Annotated in this window: 17 protein-coding genes; 12 read left to right on the forward strand and 5 right to left on the reverse strand. The window is 65.0% G+C overall.

Annotated features, from left to right (window positions below; translation table 11 throughout):
• Positions 1-22: 22 nt before the first annotated feature.
• The 8 genes from FHS69_RS05260 to FHS69_RS05295 all read left to right on the forward strand — a co-directional run bounded on the left by FHS69_RS05260 (position 23) and on the right by FHS69_RS05295 (position 10,596).
• On the forward strand, positions 23-2,179 hold the full coding sequence (locus tag FHS69_RS05260) for a sodium-translocating pyrophosphatase (RefSeq protein WP_166776796.1): 2,157 nt from the start codon (positions 23-25) through the stop codon (positions 2,177-2,179).
• A 117-nt stretch (positions 2,180-2,296) separates the two neighbouring features.
• Positions 2,297-3,469: a GNAT family N-acetyltransferase gene (locus FHS69_RS13945; RefSeq protein ID WP_166776797.1), complete on the forward strand. Its 1,173-nt coding sequence runs from the start codon at positions 2,297-2,299 to the stop codon at positions 3,467-3,469.
• Complete coding sequence (locus FHS69_RS05270; RefSeq protein ID WP_208380087.1) at positions 3,466-4,344, forward strand: cupin domain-containing protein; 879 nt, start codon at positions 3,466-3,468, stop codon at positions 4,342-4,344. The genes FHS69_RS13945 and FHS69_RS05270 overlap by 4 nt, the downstream gene beginning before the upstream one ends.
• A 4-nt stretch (positions 4,345-4,348) precedes the next feature.
• Complete coding sequence (locus FHS69_RS05275; protein ID WP_166776798.1) at positions 4,349-5,374, forward strand: GNAT family N-acetyltransferase; 1,026 nt, start codon at positions 4,349-4,351, stop codon at positions 5,372-5,374.
• Positions 5,375-5,487: 113 nt separating this feature from the next.
• Positions 5,488-6,411 (forward strand): acyl-CoA thioesterase, encoded by a 924-nt coding sequence (locus tag FHS69_RS05280; protein ID WP_166776799.1) that lies wholly within the window; start codon positions 5,488-5,490, stop codon positions 6,409-6,411.
• A 182-nt stretch (positions 6,412-6,593) separates the two neighbouring features.
• Complete coding sequence (locus FHS69_RS05285) at positions 6,594-8,705, forward strand: TonB-dependent siderophore receptor (RefSeq protein ID WP_166776800.1); 2,112 nt, start codon at positions 6,594-6,596, stop codon at positions 8,703-8,705.
• On the forward strand, positions 8,705-9,286 hold the full coding sequence (locus tag FHS69_RS05290; protein ID WP_166776801.1) for a hypothetical protein: 582 nt from the start codon (positions 8,705-8,707) through the stop codon (positions 9,284-9,286). Before FHS69_RS05285 ends, FHS69_RS05290 begins: the two co-directional genes overlap by 1 nt.
• Positions 9,283-10,596: a PepSY-associated TM helix domain-containing protein gene (locus tag FHS69_RS05295; RefSeq protein WP_166776802.1), complete on the forward strand. Its 1,314-nt coding sequence runs from the start codon at positions 9,283-9,285 to the stop codon at positions 10,594-10,596. Before FHS69_RS05290 ends, FHS69_RS05295 begins: the two co-directional genes overlap by 4 nt.
• A gap of 24 nt (positions 10,597-10,620) precedes the next feature.
• Here FHS69_RS05295 and FHS69_RS05300 read toward each other — a convergent pair whose 3' ends face one another.
• Positions 10,621-11,640, reverse strand: a complete 1,020-nt coding sequence (locus FHS69_RS05300) for a phytase (protein WP_166776803.1) — start codon at positions 11,638-11,640, stop codon at positions 10,621-10,623.
• Complete coding sequence (locus FHS69_RS05305; RefSeq protein ID WP_166776804.1) at positions 11,640-14,465, reverse strand: TonB-dependent receptor; 2,826 nt, start codon at positions 14,463-14,465, stop codon at positions 11,640-11,642. Before FHS69_RS05305 ends, FHS69_RS05300 begins: the two co-directional genes overlap by 1 nt.
• Before the next feature lie 272 nt (positions 14,466-14,737).
• On the opposite strand from FHS69_RS05305, the gene FHS69_RS05310 reads away from it, so the two are divergent.
• On the forward strand, positions 14,738-16,591 hold the full coding sequence (locus FHS69_RS05310) for a DEAD/DEAH box helicase (protein ID WP_166776805.1): 1,854 nt from the start codon (positions 14,738-14,740) through the stop codon (positions 16,589-16,591).
• Positions 16,592-16,631: 40 nt separating this feature from the next.
• On the opposite strand, the gene FHS69_RS05315 is transcribed toward FHS69_RS05310, so the two are convergent.
• Both FHS69_RS05315 and FHS69_RS05320 read right to left on the reverse strand, forming a co-directional pair.
• Complete coding sequence (locus tag FHS69_RS05315; protein WP_166776806.1) at positions 16,632-17,450, reverse strand: universal stress protein; 819 nt, start codon at positions 17,448-17,450, stop codon at positions 16,632-16,634.
• Between the two features lie 159 nt (positions 17,451-17,609).
• Positions 17,610-18,101 carry a hypothetical protein gene (locus tag FHS69_RS05320; protein WP_166776807.1) on the reverse strand — a complete coding sequence of 164 codons (492 nt, stop codon included), beginning with the start codon at positions 18,099-18,101 and terminating at the stop codon, positions 17,610-17,612.
• Positions 18,102-18,325: 224 nt separating this feature from the next.
• On the opposite strand from FHS69_RS05320, the gene FHS69_RS05325 reads away from it, so the two are divergent.
• Positions 18,326-18,625, forward strand: coding sequence for a GIY-YIG nuclease family protein (locus FHS69_RS05325; protein ID WP_166776808.1), 300 nt, complete (start codon positions 18,326-18,328; stop codon positions 18,623-18,625).
• Between the two features lie 164 nt (positions 18,626-18,789).
• Here FHS69_RS05325 and uvrC read toward each other — a convergent pair whose 3' ends face one another.
• Positions 18,790-20,754 carry an excinuclease ABC subunit UvrC gene (uvrC, locus tag FHS69_RS05330; protein ID WP_208380089.1) on the reverse strand — a complete coding sequence of 655 codons (1,965 nt, stop codon included), beginning with the start codon at positions 20,752-20,754 and terminating at the stop codon, positions 18,790-18,792.
• A gap of 64 nt (positions 20,755-20,818) precedes the next feature.
• Here uvrC and FHS69_RS05335 point away from each other — a divergent pair, with 64 nt between their 5' ends.
• The gene (locus FHS69_RS05335) at positions 20,819-22,102 is read left to right on the forward strand and encodes an APC family permease (protein WP_166776810.1); all 1,284 of its coding nucleotides are present in this window, start codon (positions 20,819-20,821) and stop codon (positions 22,100-22,102) included.
• Positions 22,103-23,275, forward strand: a complete 1,173-nt coding sequence (locus FHS69_RS05340) for a BaiN/RdsA family NAD(P)/FAD-dependent oxidoreductase (protein ID WP_166776811.1) — start codon at positions 22,103-22,105, stop codon at positions 23,273-23,275.
• The last annotated feature ends 2 nt before the right edge of the window (positions 23,276-23,277 follow it).

Genomic DNA, 23,277 nt, shown 5'->3' on the forward strand with positions numbered 1-23,277 from the left:
ACATAGCGGGAGGGGGAATTTCGTGGACCTAGTTCTCATAGCAATTGTGCTGGGACTTCTGGCCGTCGTGTACGGCTTCGTCACCAGCCGCCAGGTACTGAGCTCCGGTGCCGGCAATGAAAAGATGCAGGAAATCGCCAGCGCGATCCAGGAAGGCGCGCAGGCCTATCTCAAGCGCCAATACACGACCATCGGTATCGTCGGCGTCGGCGTCGCCGTGCTGGTGTTCTTGTTTCTGGGCACCATGCCGGCAATCGGCTTCGTCATCGGCGCGATCCTTTCGGGTGTCGCCGGCTTCATCGGGATGAACATCTCGGTGCGCTCCAACGTCCGCACCGCTGCCGCCGCACAGAGCGGGCTGCAACAGGGTCTTACCCTCGCCTTTCGTGCCGGGGCGATCACCGGCATGCTGGTGGCAGGTCTCGCGCTGCTCTCGATCGCGGTGTTCTTCTGGTACCTTGTCGGCCCGGCCGGCTATGCCGCCGATAGCGACGAAGTGGTCTACGGCCTCGTCGGCCTCGCCTTCGGCGCCTCGCTCATCTCGATCTTCGCGCGTCTCGGCGGCGGGATCTTCACCAAGGCCGCCGACGTCGGCGCCGATCTCGTCGGCAAGGTCGAAGCAGGCATCCCCGAGGACGATCCGCGCAACCCCGCGGTGATCGCGGACAATGTCGGCGACAATGTCGGCGATTGCGCCGGGATGGCGGCAGACCTCTTCGAGACCTATGTCGTCACCGTAGGTGTCACCATGGTTCTGACCGCGATCCTGTTCGGATCTGCGCTGGGCGAACTGTTCATGCCGATGATGGCGCTGCCCCTGCTTATCGGCGGCGCGTGCATCGTCACCAGCATCATCGGGACCTACTTCGTCAAGCTCGGCAAGGGCAGCACCAATGTCATGGGGGCAATGTACAAGGGCTTCCTCATTTCCGCGGTGCTGGCGATCCCGCTGATCTATTTTGTCATCAGCTATGCCCTCGGCGGAATGGGTGTCGAGATCGGAGGCAGCGTGGCCGGGGTCGATACCGGCGCACCATTGGCCGAGGAAGGCACTGCCGAGCAGGTGATCGGCTTCACCGGGATGGACCTGTTCCTGTGTTCGATCATCGGTCTCGCCATCACCGGCCTGATCATCTGGATCACCGAATATTACACGGGCACCAATTACCGTCCGGTGCGCTCGATCGCCAAGAGTTCGGAGACGGGCCATGGTACCAATGTGATCCAAGGCCTCGCTATCAGTCTCGAATCGACCGCCCTGCCCACGCTGGTGATTGTCGCCGGCATCATCGCGACCTTCCAGCTCGCCGGGCTCATGGGGATTGCGTATGCCGCCACAGCCATGCTGGCACTGGCGGGCATGGTGGTCGCGCTCGACGCCTATGGCCCCGTGACCGACAATGCCGGCGGCATCGCGGAAATGGCGGGTCTCGACGACAGCGTTCGCGAGAAGACCGACATGCTCGATGCGGTGGGCAACACGACCAAGGCCGTGACCAAGGGCTATGCGATCGGTTCGGCGGGCCTCGGCGCGCTGGTGCTGTTCGCCGCCTACACCACCGATCTGGCGAAGCTGTTTCCCGAGGCCGATGTCGATTTCAGCCTCGAGAACCCCTACGTCATCGTCGGTCTCCTGCTGGGGGCGTTGCTGCCCTATCTGTTCGGGGCGATGGGCATGACCGCGGTGGGCCGCGCCGCGGGCGACGTGGTGGTCGACGTGCGCGAACAGTTCGCTGCCGATCCGGGCATCATGGCCGGCACCAGCAAGCCGAACTATGCCAAGACGGTGGACCTCGTGACCAAGGCGGCGATCAAGGAAATGATCCTGCCCTCGCTGCTGCCGTTGCTGGCGCCGATCGTGGTCTATTTCGCGATCAACCTGCTCGCGGGTCAGGAAAACGCTTTCGCGGCAGTCGGTGCGCTTCTGCTCGGGGTGATCGTCGGCGGGATCTTCGTTGCCCTCTCCATGACCGCCGGCGGCGGCGCATGGGACAATGCGAAGAAGTACATCGAGGACGGCAACCACGGCGGCAAGGGCAGCGAAGCCCACAAGGCCGCGGTCACCGGCGACACGGTGGGCGATCCGTACAAGGATACGGCCGGTCCTGCGGTGAACCCGATGATCAAGATCACCAATATCGTCGCCTTGCTGCTGCTGGCAGCGCTCGCGGCGGGCTGATCACTCTCGACATGAAGGGGGCGGCGGGACCAGAACGGTTCCGCCGCCCTTTCCTTGCGGCGGGTTAACCGTCTTTAAGCGCCTTGGCGCTATGTCTTTGCGGCATGGAGGGATTGCGTGTCGCATCTTGAACAGCTTGTCGCCCCTGGCGGATCCGCCCAGCGCGCAGCGCCTGCCGAAGCGCCGCTGGCGGACGGCTTCAGCGTTCGGCCTTGGCCTGACGCGCTTGGCCCGGTGCTCGACGCGCATTGGGACCGGCTCGCGGCATCCTGCGCAGTCCCCAACCCATTCTATGAACGATGGTATCTCACGCCTTCGTTCCGGCACTTCGATCCCGGGGGTGAGGCACGTCTTGCCACGCTGGTCGTGGGCGGAAATCTCGTCGCCCTGATGCCACTGGCACGCAAACCGCGCTATTACGGCCTCCCCCTCCCGCATCTGACGAATTGGCAGCATCCCAACATATTTTGCGGCGAGCCGCTGGTGGTGGCCGAGCATGCCGATGCTTTTGCACGAGCATTGCTTGGCTGGTGCGACAGCAATCCGCAGCAGGCACTGTTTCTCAGCCTGTCTGGCCTGCCCCGCGACGGGCTAGCCTTCGACGCGATCTCCACGGCCGCGGGCCGAGATGGGCGCAGCGCACGGATGGTGCAGGCGATCGAGCGCGCCGCGCTTCATCGCGGACCGACGCCGCAAGAGCATCTGCGTCAGGCCTTGGAGCGGAAACGGCGCAAGGAATTGCAGCGCAAACGGCGGCGGCTGGAAGAAGCGGGCACACTGGTCTTCTCCCGGCAATCGGACGCGACCGACCTCACGCCCTGGATCGACGAATTCCTCACGCTGGAAGCGTCGAGCTGGAAAGGCGAGCAGGGTTCCGCGCTCGCCAGCGCGCCTGCAACCGAGGCGCTGTTTCGTGAAAGCCTCGAGGGTGCGGCACGGGCCGGAAAGCTCGAACGGCTTGCCTTCCACCTCGACGGCCGCCCGGTCGCCATGCTCAGCAGCTTTCTCTCCGGATCACAAGGCTTCGGGTTCAAGACCGCCTATGCAGCCGATCTGGCCAAGCTGTCGCCGGGCATGCTGCTGCAGGTGGAAAACCTCGCCATCCTCGAACATGACGAAATCGTGATGTCGGACAGTTGTGCCGCGCCCGATCATCCCATGATCGGCCAGATCTGGCCCGATCGTCGCGAGATCGCCCTGCTTTCGGTGGCAATAGGCGGCGCGCTGCGCCGCGCTGTGGGAGCCGGTTTGATCGCGCTCGAGATTTACAGGACGCAAAGACGCCAATGACCAAGCACAATCCTGCCATTGCTGCCGCAGCGCAACGGGTCTTCCCGTCCGAATCGCTTGTCGCCTTCGCCAAAGGCTATCCCGAGACGCCGCATGTACTGCGTCACGCGCTGGAGGCGGACGAACGCTTCTCGCTCGATGCACTGGCTTCGCTGGGCGAAGCGCTTCCCGCGAAGTCGATCGAGTACAATCGTGGCGACCTGCCGATCGGGATCGATGGGAAACCCGGCAGCAATGGTCTGAGCATCGGCGAAACCATCCGCCAGATCGCCACGAGCCAGAGCTGGGCCGTGCTCAAGAACATCGAACAGGTGCCAGATTATCAGGCGTTGCTTATGGCGCTGCTGGAAGAATTGCGCCCTCGGATCGAAGCGACGACCGGCGAGCTGCTGACGCCGCAGGGCTTCGTGTTCATCTCCAGCCCCAATGCGGTCACGCCATACCATTTCGACCCCGAGCACAACATCCTGCTGCAGTTGCAGGGCAGCAAGGTGATGACGCAGTTCCCCGCGGGCAATCCGCGCTATGCCCCCGATGAAGTGCACGAGAGCTACCACTTGGGCGGTCCCCGCGAACTGCCGTGGGACGATGCCTTGCTCGCAGGCGGTACGCCCTTCGCGATCGAGCCCGGCGAAGCCGTCTACGTCCCGGTGATGGCGCCCCATTTCGTGCGGAACGGCCCTGCCCCTTCGCTTTCGCTTTCGATCACCTGGCGCAGCGAATGGAGCTATGCCGAAGCGGGTTCGCGCTGCTTCAATGGCCTGGTCCGCAAATTGGGCGTGTCACCGCGCGCTCCTGGCCGCTGGCCGGCAAATAATCAGGTCAAATCCCTCGCTTTCCGCGCATGGCGCAAGGCGACCGGAGTTTTCGGCTGACGCGATGACCGAGGCTGCACCCGCCTGTCCGGAAACGTTCGCGCTGGATACGCTCGCGCAGGAAGGACCTGCCGAGCGCGGCTTTCTGCGCGGTGCATGGTTTGCGGCCGGGGATACCCCCGCCGACAGGGTCTTAATTGCGCGCGATAATGAGGACGCGCCATTGGCCGGCCTCGCGTTCGACCATCGCAGGATTGGTCCGCTATCTGTCAAACAGGTCGCAGGTTCTTACTGGCCCTTTCGCGGTATACCATTGGCGTCGCGGGCCAGCAGAGAAAGCCTCGCGCGAGCCCTTCGTGCTCTCCGTAGCGAGATCGGCCGCATCTGGCGCATCGGTCCGCTGCGTGCCGACGACCCGGAGGCGCGCAAGTTGCTGGATGGTGCACGCGCGGCTGGCTGGCGTACGCTCGAACGCGCGGTCGGGCAGATTTTCGAGATCGACCTCAAGACGCTCAAGGAGCGAGGGACGTGGCCGTCCTCGCGGGGCGCGCAGAAGAACCGCTGGCGGGTCAGGCAGATCGAAAAGGACGGACCAGTCGCGATACGCAGCTTTACCGGCAGTGACTGGCTAACGGAAGACCGCGACGCGATCGCCGAGATCGAGCGCCGGTCCTGGGTCGGCCAGCTTGAACAGGGTGGCGACACCAAATTCGCCGATCCGGCGATGCGGCGCTTCTGGGAAGGCATCTGTGCCGATCCGGATCTCGCCCGCATGATCCACGGCATGATCATGTCGGTTGCGGACCGGCCGATCGCCTTCACCTTCGGGCTCGATAGCGGGCCGATGCGCTATTGCATCGCGAATGGCTACGATCAGGCCTTTGCAAAGTTCAGCCCGGGCCGCGTACTGCTCTATGCCGATTTCGAAGCCGCTTATGAACGCGGCATCGAACGGATCGACTGGGGACTGGGCGATGCGGGCTACAAGGAAGGCATGGGCGCCCGGCCCGATGCGGAAATGATCGATGTACTGCTGGTGCGTCCGGCCATATTGGCTGCACTCCTGAGCCCCTTGTGGATGCGCGGCTGAAGGGAACCGCCGCGCGCACTCTCGCGCAAAGCTTTACAGCGAAAGAGAATTCCTCGCCGACGCCTGCGTACTTGCCCTTGACGTTAACGTAAGGCTTCCGCCATGCCGCAATCATGGGAAGAGTACAGACAGCCGAGGAACTCGTGGCGGGCTTTATCCGCCTGCTCACCGTATCACGCGAGAGCGACGATGCCTTCACCGGTCGCATGCAACCCGATGGCATAGGTCGTGTGTTCGGCGGACAGGTCATCGCGCAAGCGCTTCAGGCCGCTCAGGCAACCGCCCCCGACGGTCTCGAAGCGCATTCGCTGCATGCCTACTTCCTGCGCGGCGGCAAGGAAGGGGTGGATATCGATTATGCCACCGCGCGCGATTTCGATGGCCGCAGCTTTGCCAATCGGCGCGTGGTCGCCAGCCAGACAGACGAGGATGGCAAGCCGCGCCCGATCCTCAATCTGACCGCCAGCTTCCAGCGCCCCGAAGACGGGCTGGCACATGACGATGTGACGATGCCCGATGTCACACCTCCCGAGGATCTCAAGAGCGACATGGAAACGCGCCACAAGTTGGTGGAAAGCGCGGGCGACAAGATGAGTGAGGCGCAGCGCAATCTGGTCCTGCGTCCGCGCCCGATCGACATGCGGACGGTAGACCGGTTGCACTGGATGAACAGCGAACCGCGCGAGCCGCGCGCGCATAGCTGGTTCCGCACTGTCGCGCCGCTCCCTTCGATCGATGAGAACCCGGCGCTGCACCGCGCCGTGATCGCCTATGCCAGCGATTACACGCTGCTGGGCACCAGTGCGCTGCCGCACGGGCTTAGCTGGATGCGCGGCGAATTAGTCGGCGCCAGCCTCGATCATGCCATCTGGTTCCACCGTCCCGCGCGCGCCGACGAATGGCTCCTCTACGCCACCGATGCACCGTGGAGTGGTGGTGGCCGCGGCTTCAACCGCGGCCGCATCTTCAACCGGCAAGGCGAGCTTGTGGCCAGCGTGGCACAGGAAGGCATGATGCGTCGACGCAAGGGGCAATAATCTCCGAAGGCGCAGGCCCTTCCCCCCCGACTTCGCTGATCAATGCGCGGAAGGCAGATTTGCCACAGTGACGAATGCATATCCGAAAAAGGCGCGCCTCGCCCATCACCTGCCTTGATAATGCGAGTGACTCTCATTACTAGCGCCCGCAACATCAAATGACCGACATGAGGGATTCGTCAATGAGGGCTATTCTGGCCACCACCACCGCCACGCTCGCGCTCGCTGTTTCGGCGCCTGCGCTGGCCCAGGACACGCAGACCGCCGACGAAGTACAGCAGCAGACCGATGAAGACCTGATCGTCGTCACCGGTGCGCTGAGCGAATTCGGCGCTGTCAAATCCGATACGCCCATTGTCGAAGTCGCCCGGTCGATCTCGATCGAGACGCAGGAAGATTTCGTCATGAAAGGCGCGCAATCGCTCGACGACACGCTGACCTATACGGCGGGCGTCACCGCAGAGCCCTTCGGTTTCTCGACGCGCGGCGATTTCGTTCAGGTACGCGGTCTCGACGCGCCCGAATACCGCGACAACCTCCAGTATCTGTTCGGTTTCTACAACAACACGAGACAGGATCTCTACACGCTCGAGCAGGTCGAAGTTCTCAAGGGTCCGGCCTCCGTGCTCTACGGGTCGGGCGCGCCGGGCGGCATTCTCAACGTCGTGACCAAGCGACCCCACGGCACCAGCGAAGGCGAGATCCGCCTCGATTACGGCAGTTTCGACCGCAAGCAGATCGCGACCGATATCAATATCGCCATTCCCGGTGCGGAGGACGAGGCACAGTTCCGTTTCGTCGGTCTCTACCGCGACGCGGATTCGCAGATCGAAGAGGTGAAGGACAACAAATTCGTCATCGCGCCGTCGTTCACCGCGCGTCCTGCGCCGGGCACCGAGATCACGATCCTTGCCAATTATTCGGACCAGGAATCGGATACTGCACACCAGTTCCTTCCGGTAACCGGCACGCTGTTCCCATCAGCCAGCGGGCAGGAAATCGATCCCTACGTCTATCACGGCGCGCCGGGCTTCAATACCTATGACACGCAGAGCTTCGCGCTCTCGCTCATCTTTGAGCAGGAACTGGCCAAGAACGTCTCGCTCGAAGGCATCGGCCGCTACATGCGTTCCGATGCCGACTACCGCCAGGCGTGGGTTGCCTTCACCGGCAACGGCGTGCCGCGGATCGATGCTGCAGGCAATGGCGGATGGACCTTCTACCTTGCCGAGAACCGCAGCGAACAGATGGCCTTCGACGTGCGCGTCCGCGCCGATTTTGCAACTGGTCCGATCGAGCACGAACTGCTTGCCGGAATCCAGTATCAGGACGTCTTCACCGACAGCGACACCGCCTATCTCTACGCCGCGGGCGTCCTCAACGCCTTCGACCCGCAATACCAGAACGCGCCGACCGTCGAGCAGGTACGCCAGTTCAAGGGCAACGGCCCGCGTAATTACGTCGATGCGACCGGCTATTACCTGTCGGACACGATGAGCGTGGGCGACTTCGTCGCCACCGCAGGCGTTCGTTTCGACGATGTGACCAACGCGGTGGAGAATGGCGCGACACAGAAGGACGACGCCGCCAGCGTCAGCTTCGGCCTGCTCTATCGCGGCCCAGCGGGCATCTCGCCCTATGCGAGCTATGCCGAAAGCTTCCAGCCGGTGATCGGTGTCGACACCATCACCAACCAGCAGCTCAAGCCGCAGGAAGGCCGGCAGTACGAAGTCGGCGTGAAATGGCAGCCGGTGGGCGTGCGCGCGCTGGTGACGCTGGCCGCATTCGATATCGAGATTTCCAACCTGCCCAACCCCAACTCGCTGGTGGGCGGCGCCAGCCAGCAGGAAGGCGTGTCGAAGGTCCGCGGGGTCGAGTTCGAAGCGAATGCCCTGCTGGGCGGCCTGCGGCTCGACGGCAATGTCAGCTATCTCGATGCGGAAGACCCCAACGGCCTGCCGCTTACCTCGATTTCCGACTGGCAGGCTTCGCTTTTCGCCATGTATGAATTCGCGGACGCGCTCGACGGCTTCAGTTTCGGCGGCGGCATTCGCTATGTTGGCGGCAATGAAAGCAGCGGCATTTCCGCGCTCGATAACAGCCTGCTGACCTATCGCGTGGATGCGCGTACCGTGGGTGACCTTTCCGCTGGATACGATTTCGGCGCATTCGAGCTGCGCGTCACCGCACGCAATGTGACCGACGAGGACTATTTCTCGGTCTGTCTCGTTCGCGGCGATTGTTTCCCGGGTGAACGCCGTTCGATCAACGGCTCGCTGGCCTTCAACTTCTGATGGCCGGCGGGGGGCTGATGTGGCTGGCGGCAGCGCTTGCGGTGGCGGGCATACTGCTGCTGCGCGCATCCTGGGCACGGCCCGTGCGTTCGACACCGCTCAACCTTTGCGCTTGGCTGGCTCTGCTTGCCGCAGCAATCGTCGGCGGCATCGAGGCGGGGGCTTGGGGCATGGCCGTGACGGCGTTGGTCGCAACCGGTGCGGCCATGCTCCTGCTGGCCAAGGCAGTGTTCGAGCAGCCCCGCTGGAAGCGCCCCGCCAAACAGTCTCGCGAAGTCGATGGCAGCGGCAATGATCCGAAAGCAGGCTTGTCGCGCGGGATCGTCACCTTCCTGCTCGCCGGCCCGATCGCACTGGCCGTGAGTACGCTGTTCGCACTGGCCGCACGGATTGCCCTGATCGCCACCGGGGCGAGCGAAGCGGACGGCAATGTCGCCGTGCTCGGCCTGGTGCCGCTGGTGTGGCCGATCCTGGCGTTTGCCCTGTTGATGTTCGAACGCCGCACAACCCAGTTTCTTGTGACCGGTGCTGTTGCAATCGCTACGCTGTTGTCGGTCGTGCTGGTGGGAGGACAAGCATGAGTTTCGCCTTTGCCAAGGATACCGTGCGCAAGGGGCTGGACGCGCACTCGGCGATCGGCCTCGTGTGCTGCGCGCTGCTCTATCTGATCTGCGCCACCGGCACCGCCGTCGTCCTCTACGAAGAATGGCAGCGGTTCGAGCAGCCCGACGCCCCCGAGATGACCAGCATCGCACCCGCGGCGGTACAGCAGGGCATCGAGAACGTGCTTGCGGCCGAGAGCGACCGCGACACCACCACCCATCTCTACGTGCACATGCCGACCGAGGCATTGCCGCGGACCACCATCACCACCGACACGCAGGCCTTCCATGTCGACGCCGATGGAGCGATCGTCGTGCCTGAGGAAAACGCCTGGGCCGAATTCCTGCTCGCGCTGCATTACCGGCTCAACCTGCCCGCCGTGTACGGCATGACGCTGGTCGGAGCCTTCGGCGCGATGATCGTCGCGCTTTCTATTTCCGGCATCGTCGCTCATCCGCGCATCTTCCGTGATGCGTTCCGTCTTCGCGCACGGCGCCGCGACGATGTCGCCACGGTCGACTGGCACAACCGCCTCGCGGTCTGGAGCTTGCCCTTCGCGCTCGCAATCGCGTTGACCGGCGCAATGATCGGCCTGTTCTACGTCAGCGGGGGCAGTATGGCGGCCAGCGCCTACGGTGGTGACAGCGAAGCTGCGATCGCACCGATCTTCGGCGCGGAAGCCGAAGCCGATTTGACCCCTGCACCGGTAGCGGATGCGGTGCCCGCGCTGACCTACATGGCGCGCGAATACCCCGATGTGACGCCTTATTACGTGATCCTGCATGATCCGCGCACCGCGGGCCAGCACGTCCAGATCGTCGGCGAACACGAGCGCCGGCTTATCTTCGGCGAATATTACGCCTTCGGGCCGCAAGGCGAGTTTCACGGAACCGCAGGCATGGCCGACGGTACGGTCGGCCAGCAGCTGGCCGCATCCATCTACAATCTGCATTTTGGCAATTACGGCGGGCTGCCGGTCAAGATCGCCTATATCGTGTTCGGCCTTGCACTGACCGTGGTGATCGCGACCGGGACGTTCATCTGGCTGAACAAGCGCGCGCGTCAGGGCCGCCCTGCGCCGCGTCTGGCTGCCGCCTGGTGGGGCATGGTCTACGGCGTTCCCGTTGCGTTGGTCGCGACTTTCATCGCGCGGCTCGCAATCGGCAATACCGCGCCCTTCGTCGCGCTGTTCTGGGGCGTTCTCGCGCTGACCGTCGGCGTCGCGCTGCTGCGTAAGCGCAAATGCGGTACAAGTACTGCCGGACCGGTTCTCGTACCTGCCGAGTAACCGGTCCCGCGCGCCGTTCGGGAACTAGTCGCCGAGCGCCCTTTCGATTGTCCCGAGCGGCACGAGCTTGAAGTTCTGTGCCTGGCCCTCGTTCATGCCGTCCTGCGCGATGAAGAGGCCGCCGGGAAAAGCCGGACCGAAGTCGCCCGCCATCACTTCGATGCCGTCGGTTTCCTCGGTGCTGCCATAGATGTCCGCTGCAATCCGGAACCGGCCCGCGGGTGTCACCTCGGGCAGTGCATACCGCATGTAGGTGTTGTCGCCCTGGCTCGATGCATAAAGCCAACCGCCGGTTTCTCCTGCAGGCACCAGAGCCAGCCCCTCGAGATCGGCCACCAGCTTGCGACCATCTACCGGGGCGACGATTTCGCCCGAAGTGGTGCCCTTGCGGAACCGCCAGATGCCGGCCGCTTCCTCGCCGATATACAGCGTGCCGTCGCGATGATCGACCGCACAGCCCTCGGGCTGCGAGGGCACCTGCATGGTGCGCAATTCGCGCGCGGTCGGCGTCCCGCCCAGCGCGATTTCCCATTCGCCGATCCGTCCGCTCTTTGGCGCGGTATAGACGATCAGGCTGTCACCGCGTCGCGTCCCGCAGATACCGTAGGCTTCGCCAGGACCGGAAGCTACACTGCCCAGTTCGACAAGCGTCCCTTTCACGGTGTCGAGCCGAAACAGGGCGATGCGTGCCTGCGCCAGATCGCTGCGGTCGCTGGCGAAAACCACCACGCCCTGTTCGCCCATATCGACCAGATCGACATTGTTGAGCGCGGGATGAGCGCTGAAGCTCTTCACCTTTCCGTCGAGCCCGTAGACGTAGAGCCCGGCCTTCTTGTCGGTCGCGACGATCAGGCTGTCGGCGGGCGATGCGGCATTGCGCCAGATCGCCGGATCGTCGGCAGCATCCTCGTTGGCGGTGACCACCGGCTCGGTTTCCGCGACCGCGAAGACCGGGACCGCCGGATCGCCCGGCGCGGGTACGGTCGTGCAGGCGGCAAGGACGCCGAGGCTGGCAAAGGCGAGCAGTTTTACAGTGCGTTGCATCAGAAGTTCACCCTCACGCCGGCCTTCATCGTCCAGTTGTATTCCTCGTACTGGTAGAGGTTACGCGACCCGCCGAGCCGGTTGTAGGCGAAATACTTCGCATTGTTGATGTTCACCCATTCGTAGAACACCTGCACCGTGTCGTTCACGCGGTACTTCGCGGACAGGTCGAGCTGGAAGTGATCGTCGACATAGCGATCGAGATCGGCCGTATCCGACAACTCATCCAGATATTTGTCGCGATAGGTGCCCGACAAGCGAATATCGAACGGACCCTTGTCGTATCCGACCGAGAAATTGGCCGTGTGCTTGGCGGTGGCGGGCAATGCGATATCGCGTGGCCCCTCGCTGGCCAGCGTGGTCACCGTGCCTTCCGCATCGGTGAAGGTGTAGTTCGCCTGCACCACGAAGCCATCGAGCATGCCGGTAAAGGCCTGCGCGAAACCAAGCTCGATGCCGAAGATGTCGGCCTCGTCGCCATTCTGCGCGATGGTTGCTTCATCGAAGGGAATACCGCGGAAAGTGCCCGCCACATCGGTGTTCACATCGACGATGAAATTGTCGAGGCTCTTGTAGAACACCGAAGCATGCAGCGCGCCGGTCGAGCTCATGTAATATTCGACCGCCGCATCGAAGTTCCACGCTTCGGTGGGACGCAGTGCGGGGTTGCCGAACTCGCCCGAGCGTTCGCCATCATCGGCTTCCTCGACCGCGAAGTGCGGCGCCTGCTGGAATGGCGTAGGACGCACGATCGAGCGATAGAACCCAGCGCGCAGCACGAGATCGGTCTGCGCCTCGTACCGCAGGTTGAAGCTCGGCAACCAGTGATCGTAGCTCTTGTCGATGGCGACAGGGGTCACGATGACCGTATCGTCACCGGCGATCGAACCGTCGGGTAGCGTTCCGTCTTCCTCGACCAGCAACACATTGTTGCCTGCCAGCGTGTTGTCCGTGTGCTCGTAGCGCAGGCCATAGACCAGTCGCAGATCCGAACTGTCCCAGCGACCGAGGAAGTACCCCGCCATGATGTCTTCATCGACCGCGAAATCCTCCACCGCGCTGTCGAAGTCGCTGTCGACCTCGACCAGCTCGAAATCGCCGAAGTTCGCGCGGAAGAAATCCGATCCCGCAGTATAGCCCGCAATCGGACCGAGGTCTGCGAGGCGGTAGGTCTGGCCAAGACCGATCGCGTCGTTGAGCGTCATCGCATCGTTCTCGTAGAACGCGACGTTCTTGTTGAAGCTCTTGTCGCGCCAGCGGCCCTTGAACCCGACCTGTGCGGTGAATTCGCCATTGTCGGCGGCGAACCGGCGGCCGAGATCGAACTGCACGGCCCATTCCTCGTCCTGTGCGTCCGACAGCGAGACGAGTTCGATGTCGTTGAGTTCGTATTCGCCCGCATCGTTGAACAGTGCTGCCCCCGAATTGACCGAGAACAGCGGGATACGCGGGTCCGAATAGTCGAAGCCGATGTTGAGCCCGTCACCGTCGAAGTCGCGTTCGAACGCGATCGGGTCGAGACTGCCGTCCTCGCGCTCGCTCGATTTGGCCCAGCTGAGCGAGTAATTGGCGAACCAGGTACCCCAATCGCTTTCGCCGCCAGCCACGATCGAGCGGATTTTCTGGCTTTCGAAGCGGTCCTTCACGTCGCGTTCGACCGTGAATTCCTGGTCACCATCGTCGAAGGTGATCTGGTTGCCGCTAACCGTGCTCGGACCGTCGTCTTCGAAATCGCCGAGGTCGAAAGTGAGCCTGCGGCGGTATTCCTGATCGTCGAACTGGCTGTAGACACCGCGCACGTAAAGTTCGGTGCTGTCGCCGGCGCGAAAATCGAAGCCGAGCGTGCCGCTTATGCGTTCGCGCTCGACGTCGTAGTCGCGATATTCCACGGTGGCGGGGAAGATCGTGCCGCCCGCCTCGACCCAGTCGTCGGCCTCGATATTGTCGGTTTCGAAGGTGCGCTTGTAATAGCTCAGCCCGCCCGAAACGCCGACATTGTCTCCCAGCCGCGTGGAGAAATCGAAGCTGCCCTTGGGGCTGACTTCGTCGGCATAGTCGTTGTAGCTGCCCTCCAGCTTGACTGTCAGCAGGCGCGTCTTGCGGTCGAAGGCGCTGGTGGTCTCGATCTCGACCGAGGCGCCGATCGTGTCGGCATCCATGTCGGGGGTGAGCGTCTTCTTCACTTCGATCGATTCGATGATGTCCGACGAGATCACGTCGAGCGCGACCGACCGCACATCGGATTCGGGCGACGGCAGGCGCACGCCGTTGAGCGAGGACGACACCAGGTCGGGCGCTAGCCCGCGAACCGATACGAAGCGTCCCTCCCCCTGGTCGTTCAGCACGTTGCTGCCGGGCAGGCGACGCAGGCTTTCGGCCACGTTCTGGTCGGGGAACTGGCCGATCGCGTCGCGGGTGAGCACGTCGGAAACGCCGTCGGCTTCCTTCTTGCGCGACAGCGCGCTCGACAGATTGGCCGCCTGACCGATGACGAGGATCTCGTTGTCGCCGAAGCCGGACATTGCAATATCGGCGCGGACCGTGCCGGTCGCAGGAACGCTGACCGTGCGGGAGACGGTTTCGGCGCCGACATAGCTGATTTCGAGCGTATATTCGCCGGTCGGAACATCGGCCAGGAGGAACGAGCCGTCGCGCTCGGTGGCAACGACGCGATCGAGTTCGACGATCCGGACTTGCGCGCTGCGCAGTGCGATCGTGTCGCTCGCATCGGAAACGGTGCCTTCTACGGCGCCTGCCTGCGCCGCCGCAGGAAGCGCGAGCGCGGCCAGCGCGGCGCTGGCGAATAAAGCATTCTTGAGTTTCATAGTGCCCTCCGAAGTGTTGGAAGGGCGCCTAGGGACTGTTTTTGACTACGTGATTGCCGCAGGGTGTCAGTTTGATTTCATTGATGTCACCGGTGACATTGCATTGTCACAAACGGGACATGAAGAGCGGTATTCCGCGGTTTACTGCGTAGATCAAGAAAATGCGCGCCAAACGCGACGAAAGCGTGTAGGGGAAGCCGCGACTGCGGGTGCGACCCGCCGCGACCAGCCGGGTCCCCCCACCCGCGCATATGCGCAACCGAAAGACAATCATGCCCTTTTCCCACCTCCCGCCGGTTATCGGCGAGGCCCTTGGCGCTCGTGGCTACGACGCGCTTACCCCGGTCCAGCAGGCCGTTACCGAACCCGAAGCGGCAGGTCGCGACCTGATCGTTTCCGCCCAGACCGGCAGCGGCAAGACCGTCGCCTTCGGTCTCGCGCTGGCGCCCGAACTGCTCGATGCGGTCGGCGGCACGCCGCTATCCGAACGCCCGCTGGTGCTGGTCATCGCCCCGACGCGCGAACTGGCGCTGCAGGTCAGCCGCGAGCTTGGCTGGCTCTATGCCGGTGCGGGACTGCGCATCGCCACCTGCGTCGGCGGGATGGATGCGAGCAAGGAACGCCGCGCGCTGCGCGCCGGGCCGGCGATCGTCGTCGGGACGCCCGGACGCCTGCGTGACCACCTCGAACGCGGCGCGCTCGATCTGTCCGAACTCGCCGGTGTCGTCCTCGACGAAGCCGACGAGATGCTCGACATGGGCTTTCGCGAGGACCTCGAGGAGATCCTCGACGCGACTCCCGAGACGCGCCGCACGCTGTTGTTCTCCGCGACCATGCCGCGCCCGATCGCGCGTCTTGCCGAACGCTACCAGCGCGACGCGCTGCGCCTCAGCCTCGTCGGCGAGACCCGCGGCCATGGCGACATTGCCTACCAGGCGATCACCGTAAGCCCCTCGGAGATCGAGAACGCGGTGGTGAACCTGCTGCGCTTCCATGAAGCCGAGACCGCGATCTGCTTCTGCGCCACCCGCGAAAGCGTACGCCGGTTGCACGCCACGTTGCAGAACCGTGGCTTCGGCGTCGTCGCGCTGTCGGGCGAGCATTCGCAGAGCGAGCGCAACACCGCGCTGCAGGCGCTGCGCGATCGCCGGGCGCGCGTCTGCGTCGCCACTGACGTCGCCGCGCGCGGCATCGACCTGCCAACGCTGAGCCTCGTCATCCACGTCGAGATCCCGCGCGATGCGGAGACTCTCCAGCACCGCTCGGGCCGCACCGGCCGCGCGGGCAAGAAGGGCACCGCCGCGCTGGTCGTGCCCTACAATCGCCGCCGCCGTGTCGAGGGCATGCTGCGCGGCGCACAGATCGAGGCGCAGTGGATCGATGCCCCCACCCCCGAGGCGATCCGCGCGAAGGACCGCACGCGCCTGATTGAACGGCTCACCGAACCGCGCGAGTTCGAGGAATACGACCGCGAACTCGCCGCCGATCTCATGGCGCGGATGAGGCCCGAAGACATCGCCGCAACGCTGGTGCAGACGCAGCGCGCCGAGATGCCCGCCCCCGAGGAGCTGATCGCCAACACGCCCGAAGCGCGCGAACAGGCCAAGGCCGAACGCCATCGCCCCGGCTTCGAGGACGTGGTCTGGTTCCGCATGTCGATCGGCCGCCGCCAGAACGCCGAGCCGCGCTGGCTGCTGCCGCTGATCTGCCGCCGCGGGCACATCACGCGCAACGAGATCGGCGCGATCCGTATCGGGCAGCACGAGAGCTGGTTCCAGGTCCCGCGCCCGGTCGCCGCCAAGTTCGCCGACACCATCGCGCGCACCGCCTCGCCCGAAGACGAGCAGGACGCGATCGCGATCGAGGAAGCCCCCGACGGCCCGCGCATCGAGGCGCGCGAGAACCGCCGCAACCACGGAGGCGGCGGGCGCGTCGAACCGCGCCCGATGGGTCGCGGTCCCGGCCGCAAGCCCGCAGGAAAGCCGGGCGGCAAGCCCGGTGGCAAGCCGGCTTTCCGCAAGGACAAGCCCGGCGGTGGCGGCAGTGGCAAGCCTGCGGGCGGCAAGCCCCGGTTCAAGGGCAAGCCGAAGTTCAAGGGTCAGCCCAAGGGCAAGCGCACCGACTGATCCTGCCCGACCGCTGCAGACCCGGCTGCACCGCCGGCGATCAATGCGTCATCAGCAGCGGGATCGTGACGTCGCACAGCATGCGCCGCGTTGCCCCGCCGAAGATGCGCTCGGTCAGCCGGGTGCGGCCATAGGCGCCCATTACCAGCAGCCCCGCCTTGCGCACTTCGGCGGCGTCGCACAGCGTCTTGGCGACATCGCCATCGCTGCATTCGAGCTCCACCATCTCGCAGGAGATGCCGTGTCGCGAGAGGTAGTCGGCGCCGTTGACCGGAGGCAGGTCGTGCGCCTTCGCGCGCCGCTCGTCTTCTTTGACGGTGGCGAGGTAGACCGCTGTCGCGCTCTTCAGGAAGGGCACTGCGGCGCGCAGCGCGTGCGAGGCCTCGGCCGAACCGTCCCATGCCACCAGTGCGGAGGCGGCGGGGTCAAAGCGCGAGCAGCTCTCGGGCAGCACCAGCACCGGGCTCGATGCGGTCAGCGCCAGCTCGCCCGCAGTGAAAGAGGGCGTTCCCTCGGCCGCGCTGGCATCGCGCGCGCTGACCACGACGAGATCGTTGAGCGAGGATTCGCGCAGCAGCGCCAGCGCCACCGGCCCCGCCGATTCCACCCAGTTCCACGACACCCCCTCATTGCCGAGATCCGCCAGCGTGCGTTCGCGCAGCTTGGCGGCTTCCTCGCGCCAGACCGGCACCAGCGCGGCGAAGGCGGCACCGTGGAAGTCGACCGTGGCGGCGGCTTCATAGGGCATGGCGTGCAACAGCGTGAGATGCGCATCGAAGTGCCGCGCAAGATCGAGCGCGGCGTCGAGCCGCCCCGGGAAGCCATCGTCGTCGGCAGCGTTGAACAGGATCGTCTTCATTGCTCGTCTCCCATGTGGCGGGAACGGCCAGGGGGCCGAATCCCCGCGTGATCCTGCGAGTATAGCAGCCGGGCGACGTCCCGCCTTGATCGAGATCAAACCGCGCGCCGGACATGGACCGCGAACCGCATTTCGGGAAAGTGTGACCTTCGCCGCGCATCATGCCCGTCCCGCGGCCGCGCGCGTGCGCGACAACAGCGCCAGAAGCGCGGTTTCGTCGGGCTTGCGGACCACGCCGACATAGCGCCCGCCGCGCAGCATGACCTGCCATAGCCCGCTCGCGACACGCCATTCGAGCTCGGGGATCGTGACTTTCCGATCGGCCTGCTTCGCCGCGCGTGCGGCCTCCAGCGCCGCATCGAGCCGCGCCCGCCCCGCCTCCGAACGCACCGACCCCAGCGCGACGTCCCACGCCGCTGCAAACCCTTGCGCCCCGCGCCGCGCGCGCAGGCGATAGGCGGTCTCGCGCGCCATCGAAACGCCGCGCGCAGCCGCCGCGACCGAACGCGTCGTGGCAAGGTGCCCGATGAACTCCGCCTGCCGCACGGGCGTCCACCCGTCGGTGCGATGGCGCAGCGGGACGGCGTGGAACGGCGGGATGGAGATGGAGGGCGTGCGCGGGCGGTGGGAGCGCGGTGGGTAGTGCTTCATCCGCAAGGTTAAGGCACGAGGAAAGCACTGTAGGAAACCCCTCCCGCCGTCGCCCCGGACTTGATCCGGGGCCGGTGCTATTACTCGCGAGGGTTCGAAACCGGCTGCCCTTACAGAAAGCAGCGCCGCCCCGGTTCGGGGGCCGGGGTGACGTAAGACGCGAAATCGCCACTTCCAAACCTTCCACCCTTGACCCGCAACCCCCAGTCACCTCACCTGCGCCAATGGACCGCGAAACGCATGGAGGCTGGGTCTACATCATGGCCAACCGCTATCGCGGCGCACTCTATGTCGGTGTGACCGCCGATCTGGCTTCCCGCGTCAGCCAGCATTACGACGGCAGCGGCTCCGACTATTGCGCACGCCGCGGCCTCACCCGCCTGGTCTGGGCAGAGTTCAGTAACCCCATTGACGCCGCCATCGCGCACGAGAAACGCCTCAAACGCTGGCGCCGCGAATGGAAGTTCGCGCTGATCGAGAAGGCTAATCCCGACTGGAACGACCTGTTCGACACCCTCAACTAGAACGCAGCACCATCCTCGTCGCCCCGGACCCGATCCGGGGCTGGTGCTGCTCAATCGAACGCTGCCGAAGGAAGCCCCGACCCCGGATCAAGTCCGGGGTGACGTTGTGGTCGATGAGGGATTTGTACCGCCCGCGATCAAGCCGCAAGGCGCCCTACCAACCCTCACCCCCCCGCATGATAGAAATCATACACCTGCTGCGCCACGCCTGCGCTGATGCCGGGCGCGCGTTTGAGGTCGTCCAGTGCGGCAGCCCTCACCTTCCCCGCGGTGCCGAAATGCAGCAGCAGCGCGCGTTTGCGCGAGGGGCCGATACCGGGGATTTCGTCGAGCGGTGAGGCGGTGATGGCGCGGCTGCGTTTGGCGCGGTGGGCGCCGATGGCGTAGCGGTGGACTTCGTCGCGCAGCGTCTGGAGGTAGAACAGCAGCGGCGAGTTGACCGGCAGGGTCTTCTCGCGCCCGTCGGGGAAATGGAACACCTCGCGCCCCTCGCGCCCGTGATGCGGGCCCTTGGCGATGGCGATCAGCGGAACGTCCTCGATCCCCATTTCCTCCAGCGTGTCGCGCACGCTCGACATCTGCCCCTTCCCGCCATCGATCAGCACCAGGTCGGGCCAGATCGCCTCGTGCCCCTTGCCCTCGGTGCGCGCGTCGAGATCGCGCCCCGTTTCGGCCAGCTTGCGGAAGCGGCGTTCCATCACCTCGCGCATCATGGCGAAATCGTCATTGGTCTGCGCGGTCTTGATGTTGAACTTGCGGTACTGGCCCTTCTCGAAGCCTTCGGGGCTGGCGACGACCATTGCGCCCAGCGCCTTGTCGCCCTGGATATGGCTGTTGTCATAGACCTCGATCCGCTGCGGGACCTCTTCCAGTTCGAGGAATTCGGTGAGTTCGCGCAGGACCTTCGCCTTGGTGCCGGTTTCGGCCAGCCGCCGGTCGAGCGCCTCGACCGCGTTGCGGCTTGCCTGCTGCATCAGCTTGCGCCGCGTGCCGCGCTGCGGGATCGAGATCGCCACGCCGTGCCCCGCCTTCTCGCACAGCGCCTCGGCAACGAGGTCCTGTTCGGGCAAGGCGCGGTCGACGAGGATGGTGCGCGGCGGCGGCACTTCTTCGTAGAATTGCAGCAATACGTCGGAGAGCACCTCTTCTTTCTCGAGCTCGCCCGTATTGCGCGGGTAGAATGTGCGGTGGCCCCAGTTTTGCCCGCCGCGGATGAAGAAAGCCTGCACGCCCACCTGCCCGCCCTTGGCGGCGAGCGCGAAGACATCGGCATCACCCACGCCTTGCGCGTTGATCGCCTGGCTGCCCTGGATGAAGGTCGCCGCGCGCAGCCGGTCGCGCAGGATCGCAGCGGTCTCGAAATCGAGGTCTTCGGCCGCCTTGGCCATCTGCTTTTCGAGATCCTGCTGCACCACGCTCGACTTGCCGCCGAGGAAGTCCTTCGCCTCGCGCACCAGCTTCTCGTACCCGGGCTCGTCGATCCGCCCGACGCAGGGCGCGCTGCAGCGCTTGATCTGGTAGAGCAGGCAGGGGCGGTCGCGATTGTTGAAGAAGCTGTCGGTGCAGCTGCGCAGCAGGAACAGTTTCTGCAAGGCGTTGAGCGTCTTGTTGACCGACCCGGCACTGGCGAAGGGCCCGTAGTAATTGCCCCTGGCCTTGCGCGCGCCGCGGTGTTTCTGGATCCGCGGGAAGGCATGGTCGGCGCGCAGCAGGATGAACGGGAAGCTCTTGTCGTCGCGCAGCAGCACGTTGAACGGCGGGCGGTAGCGCTTGATCAACTGCGCTTCGAGCAGCAGCGCCTCCGCCTCCGAATTGGTGACCACGATTTCCATCGCGCGGCACTGGCTGACCATCCGCTGGATGCGGTTCGAAAGCCCCTTGATCTGCGTGTAATTGGCCACCCGCGCCTTGAGGCTGCGCGCCTTGCCGACATAAAGCACATCGCCGCGCGCATCGAGCATCCGGTAAACCCCGGGCCGCGGCTTGAGCGTCTTCACCGTTTCGCGGATCGCGGTGATGCCGGCTTCAAGATCGGGTTGCGCACCGGCCACGGTCTTGGTCGCGCGTTCCTCGTGGAACCGCTCCTTGCCTCTCGGATCATGCGGGGAACCGGCTTTCGTGCGCGACATGCGATCGGAGATAGTGCGCCGCATCGGCTTGTGCAAAGCCGGTTTTGCCGCCATCCCCCGGGCGATGGACCCAACCAAAATTGCACCGCCGCGCACGGTCGGCTTCTGGGGCACCTCGCTGTTCCCGCTCAACGGGATGATCGGCGCGGGCATTTTCGCGCTGCCCGCCGTGCTGGTGGCGGCAGTGGGCAATTTCGCCCCGTGGATGATGCTGGTCGGCGGGATCCTCTTCCTGCCGCTGGCGCTGTGCTATGCTTGGATGGCGAGCCGGTTCGAACACAGTGGCGGATCGGTGCTTTATGGCGAAGCTGCCTTCGGGCGCTTCGTCGGCTTCCAGGCGGGCTGGGCGCGCTATGCCAGCGCGATCGTGACCGCGGCGGCCAACATGCATGTCATGATCGCCTATCTCGCCGCGATCTTCCCATGGCTGGGCGAGCCCGGGGTAACGCCGGTCGCGGCGGGCATCGGACTGGCCCTGATCACCATCGTCAACCTCTATGGCATGCGCGCCTCGGTCGGCACGCTGGGCGTGATGACCGCGATCAAGCTGCTGCCGCTGGGCGCGCTGATCGTCTCCGCGCTCTTCGCAGGCGGCGATACCGGTGCAGTGACGCTGCCGCAGTTCAGCCAGGTCGAAACGGTCATCCTGCTGACCTTCTATGCCTTCATCGGCTTCGAGGGCGTGGTCGAGGCGGCGGGCGAGTTCAAGCATCCCAAGCGCGACGTTCCGCTGTCGATCGTGACGATGGTGAGCGGGGTGACGCTGCTCTACATGGCCATCATCTGGGCATTCAACGCGATCGGCCCGGAATTTGCGGGCGAGGACAATGCGCTGGCGGGCGTGGCGGGCGCTTCGATGGGGCAGCTGGGTTCGCTGGCGATCGTCGTTGCGGCCAGCTTCAGCATCGGCGCGAACAATTTCGCCAGCGGCGTGGCGCAGCCGCGGCTGATGTACGGCATGGCCGAGCGCGGCATGCTCCCGCGATGGTTCGAATATGTCCATCCGCGCTTCCTTACGCCCTTCAACGCGATCCTGTTCTACGGCGTGGCCGCGGTGCTGTTCGGCCTGTGGGAGGGTTTCGAAGTGCTTGCTATCGCCGGTACGCTGGTACGGCTGGTGACCTATGTCGTGACCAGTTGCGCGCTGCCGGTACTCGAACACCGCGAGGGGCGGATCGTCCCGCTGCACCTGTTCTGTGTAATCTTCGCGGTTGCCAGTTCGCTGTTCATCTCTGCGCAGGCGCAAGCGCAGTCGTGGCTGGTTTTCGGTGGGCTGCTGATAGCGGGCACGCTGCTCTATTTCATCGCGGCGCGGCAGAAGCCCGAGTACCCGCTCGACGAGGCATAGATGGCCGAAGCATTCGATGCGATCGTCCTGGGCGCCGGGGCCGCGGGCCTGATGTGCGCGGCGCGTGCGGGGCAGCGCGGGCGCCGCGTGCTGGTGCTCGAACGCACGGAGAAGCCGGGCAAGAAGATCCTGATCTCGGGCGGCGGGCGCTGCAATTTCACCAATATCGGCGCAGGCCCGGCGAACTACCTGTCCGCCAACCCCCATTTCGCCAAATCGGCGCTGGCGCGCTACACCGCGCAGGACTTCCTCGAACTGGTCGAAAGCCATGGCATCGCCTGGCACGAGAAGACGTTGGGCCAATTGTTCTGCGACGGTTCGGCCAAGCAGATCGTGGCGATGCTGCTCGACGAATGCGCGAAGGGTGACGTCGAAATCCGCTGCGGCGAGGAAGTCGTCTCGGTCGAACGGGGCGACGGTTTCACCGTCACCACGCAATCGGGCACCTGTCGCGCGCCGTCGCTGGTAATTGCCACCGGCGGCCCCTCGATCCCGAAGATGGGCGCGACCGGCTATGCCTATGATCTCGCACGCCAATTCGGCCTCAAGATCGTCGAACCGCGCCCAGCGCTGGTGCCGCTGACGCTGGGCGGCGAGGAAGTGCTGTTCCGCGACATCTCCGGGGTTTCCGCGCCGGTGGTGACCAGCGCGGGGAAGGCGCGCTTTGCTGAGGCGGCGCTGTTTACGCACCGCGGGCTGTCGGGTCCCGCGATCCTGCAGGCGAGTTCCTACTGGCGGCCGGGCGAGCCGCTGTTCATCGATTTCCTGCCCGAGGAAAGCGGCGACTTCCTGCTTGAGGCCAAACGCGAAACCCCACGTGCAACGCTGCGGGGCTGGCTGCGCGATCGCCTGCCCGCACGGCTGGCCGATATCCTGGCCGACCGGCTGGGTCTGGAGGTCGAGTTCGGCAATGCGCCCCACAAGGCCTTGCGCGCGGCGGGCGAACGGCTGACGCGCTGGACCTTCCAGCCCAATGGGACCGAGGGATTCGCCAAGGCCGAAGTCACGGTGGGCGGGATCGCCACGGCCGAGCTCTCCTCCAAGACGATGGCAGCCAGGCGCGTGCCCGGCCTTTACGCGATCGGGGAGGCCGTCGATGTCACAGGCTGGCTGGGCGGCTATAATTTCCAGTGGGCCTGGGCCAGCGGGGTCGCTGCGGGCGAAGCGCTCTAGCC

The sequence above is a fragment of the Qipengyuania flava genome, from assembly GCF_011762005.1.
In the GTDB taxonomy this organism is placed as follows: domain Bacteria; phylum Pseudomonadota; class Alphaproteobacteria; order Sphingomonadales; family Sphingomonadaceae; genus Qipengyuania; species Qipengyuania flava.

Bases quoted from the DNA above. Each gene is read 5' to 3' on its own strand.
- uvrC (WP_208380089.1), bottom strand. From the start codon at position 20,754: ATGTCGCGCACGAAAGCCGGTTCCCCGCATGATCCGAGAGGCAAGGAG.
- FHS69_RS05285 (WP_166776800.1), top strand. From the start codon at position 6,594: ATGAGGGCTATTCTGGCCACCACCACCGCCACGCTCGCGCTCGCTGTT.
- FHS69_RS05335 (WP_166776810.1), top strand. From the start codon at position 20,819: ATGGACCCAACCAAAATTGCACCGCCGCGCACGGTCGGCTTCTGGGGC.
- FHS69_RS05280 (WP_166776799.1), top strand. From the start codon at position 5,488: ATGGGAAGAGTACAGACAGCCGAGGAACTCGTGGCGGGCTTTATCCGC.
- FHS69_RS05340 (WP_166776811.1), top strand. From the start codon at position 22,103: ATGGCCGAAGCATTCGATGCGATCGTCCTGGGCGCCGGGGCCGCGGGC.
- FHS69_RS05300 (WP_166776803.1), bottom strand. From the start codon at position 11,640: ATGCAACGCACTGTAAAACTGCTCGCCTTTGCCAGCCTCGGCGTCCTT.
- FHS69_RS05290 (WP_166776801.1), top strand. From the start codon at position 8,705: ATGGCCGGCGGGGGGCTGATGTGGCTGGCGGCAGCGCTTGCGGTGGCG.
- FHS69_RS05325 (WP_166776808.1), top strand. From the start codon at position 18,326: ATGGACCGCGAAACGCATGGAGGCTGGGTCTACATCATGGCCAACCGC.
- FHS69_RS05295 (WP_166776802.1), top strand. From the start codon at position 9,283: ATGAGTTTCGCCTTTGCCAAGGATACCGTGCGCAAGGGGCTGGACGCG.
- FHS69_RS05315 (WP_166776806.1), bottom strand. From the start codon at position 17,450: ATGAAGACGATCCTGTTCAACGCTGCCGACGACGATGGCTTCCCGGGG.
- FHS69_RS05310 (WP_166776805.1), top strand. From the start codon at position 14,738: ATGCCCTTTTCCCACCTCCCGCCGGTTATCGGCGAGGCCCTTGGCGCT.
- FHS69_RS05305 (WP_166776804.1), bottom strand. From the start codon at position 14,465: ATGAAACTCAAGAATGCTTTATTCGCCAGCGCCGCGCTGGCCGCGCTC.
- FHS69_RS05270 (WP_208380087.1), top strand. From the start codon at position 3,466: ATGACCAAGCACAATCCTGCCATTGCTGCCGCAGCGCAACGGGTCTTC.
- FHS69_RS05320 (WP_166776807.1), bottom strand. From the start codon at position 18,101: ATGAAGCACTACCCACCGCGCTCCCACCGCCCGCGCACGCCCTCCATC.
- FHS69_RS05275 (WP_166776798.1), top strand. From the start codon at position 4,349: ATGACCGAGGCTGCACCCGCCTGTCCGGAAACGTTCGCGCTGGATACG.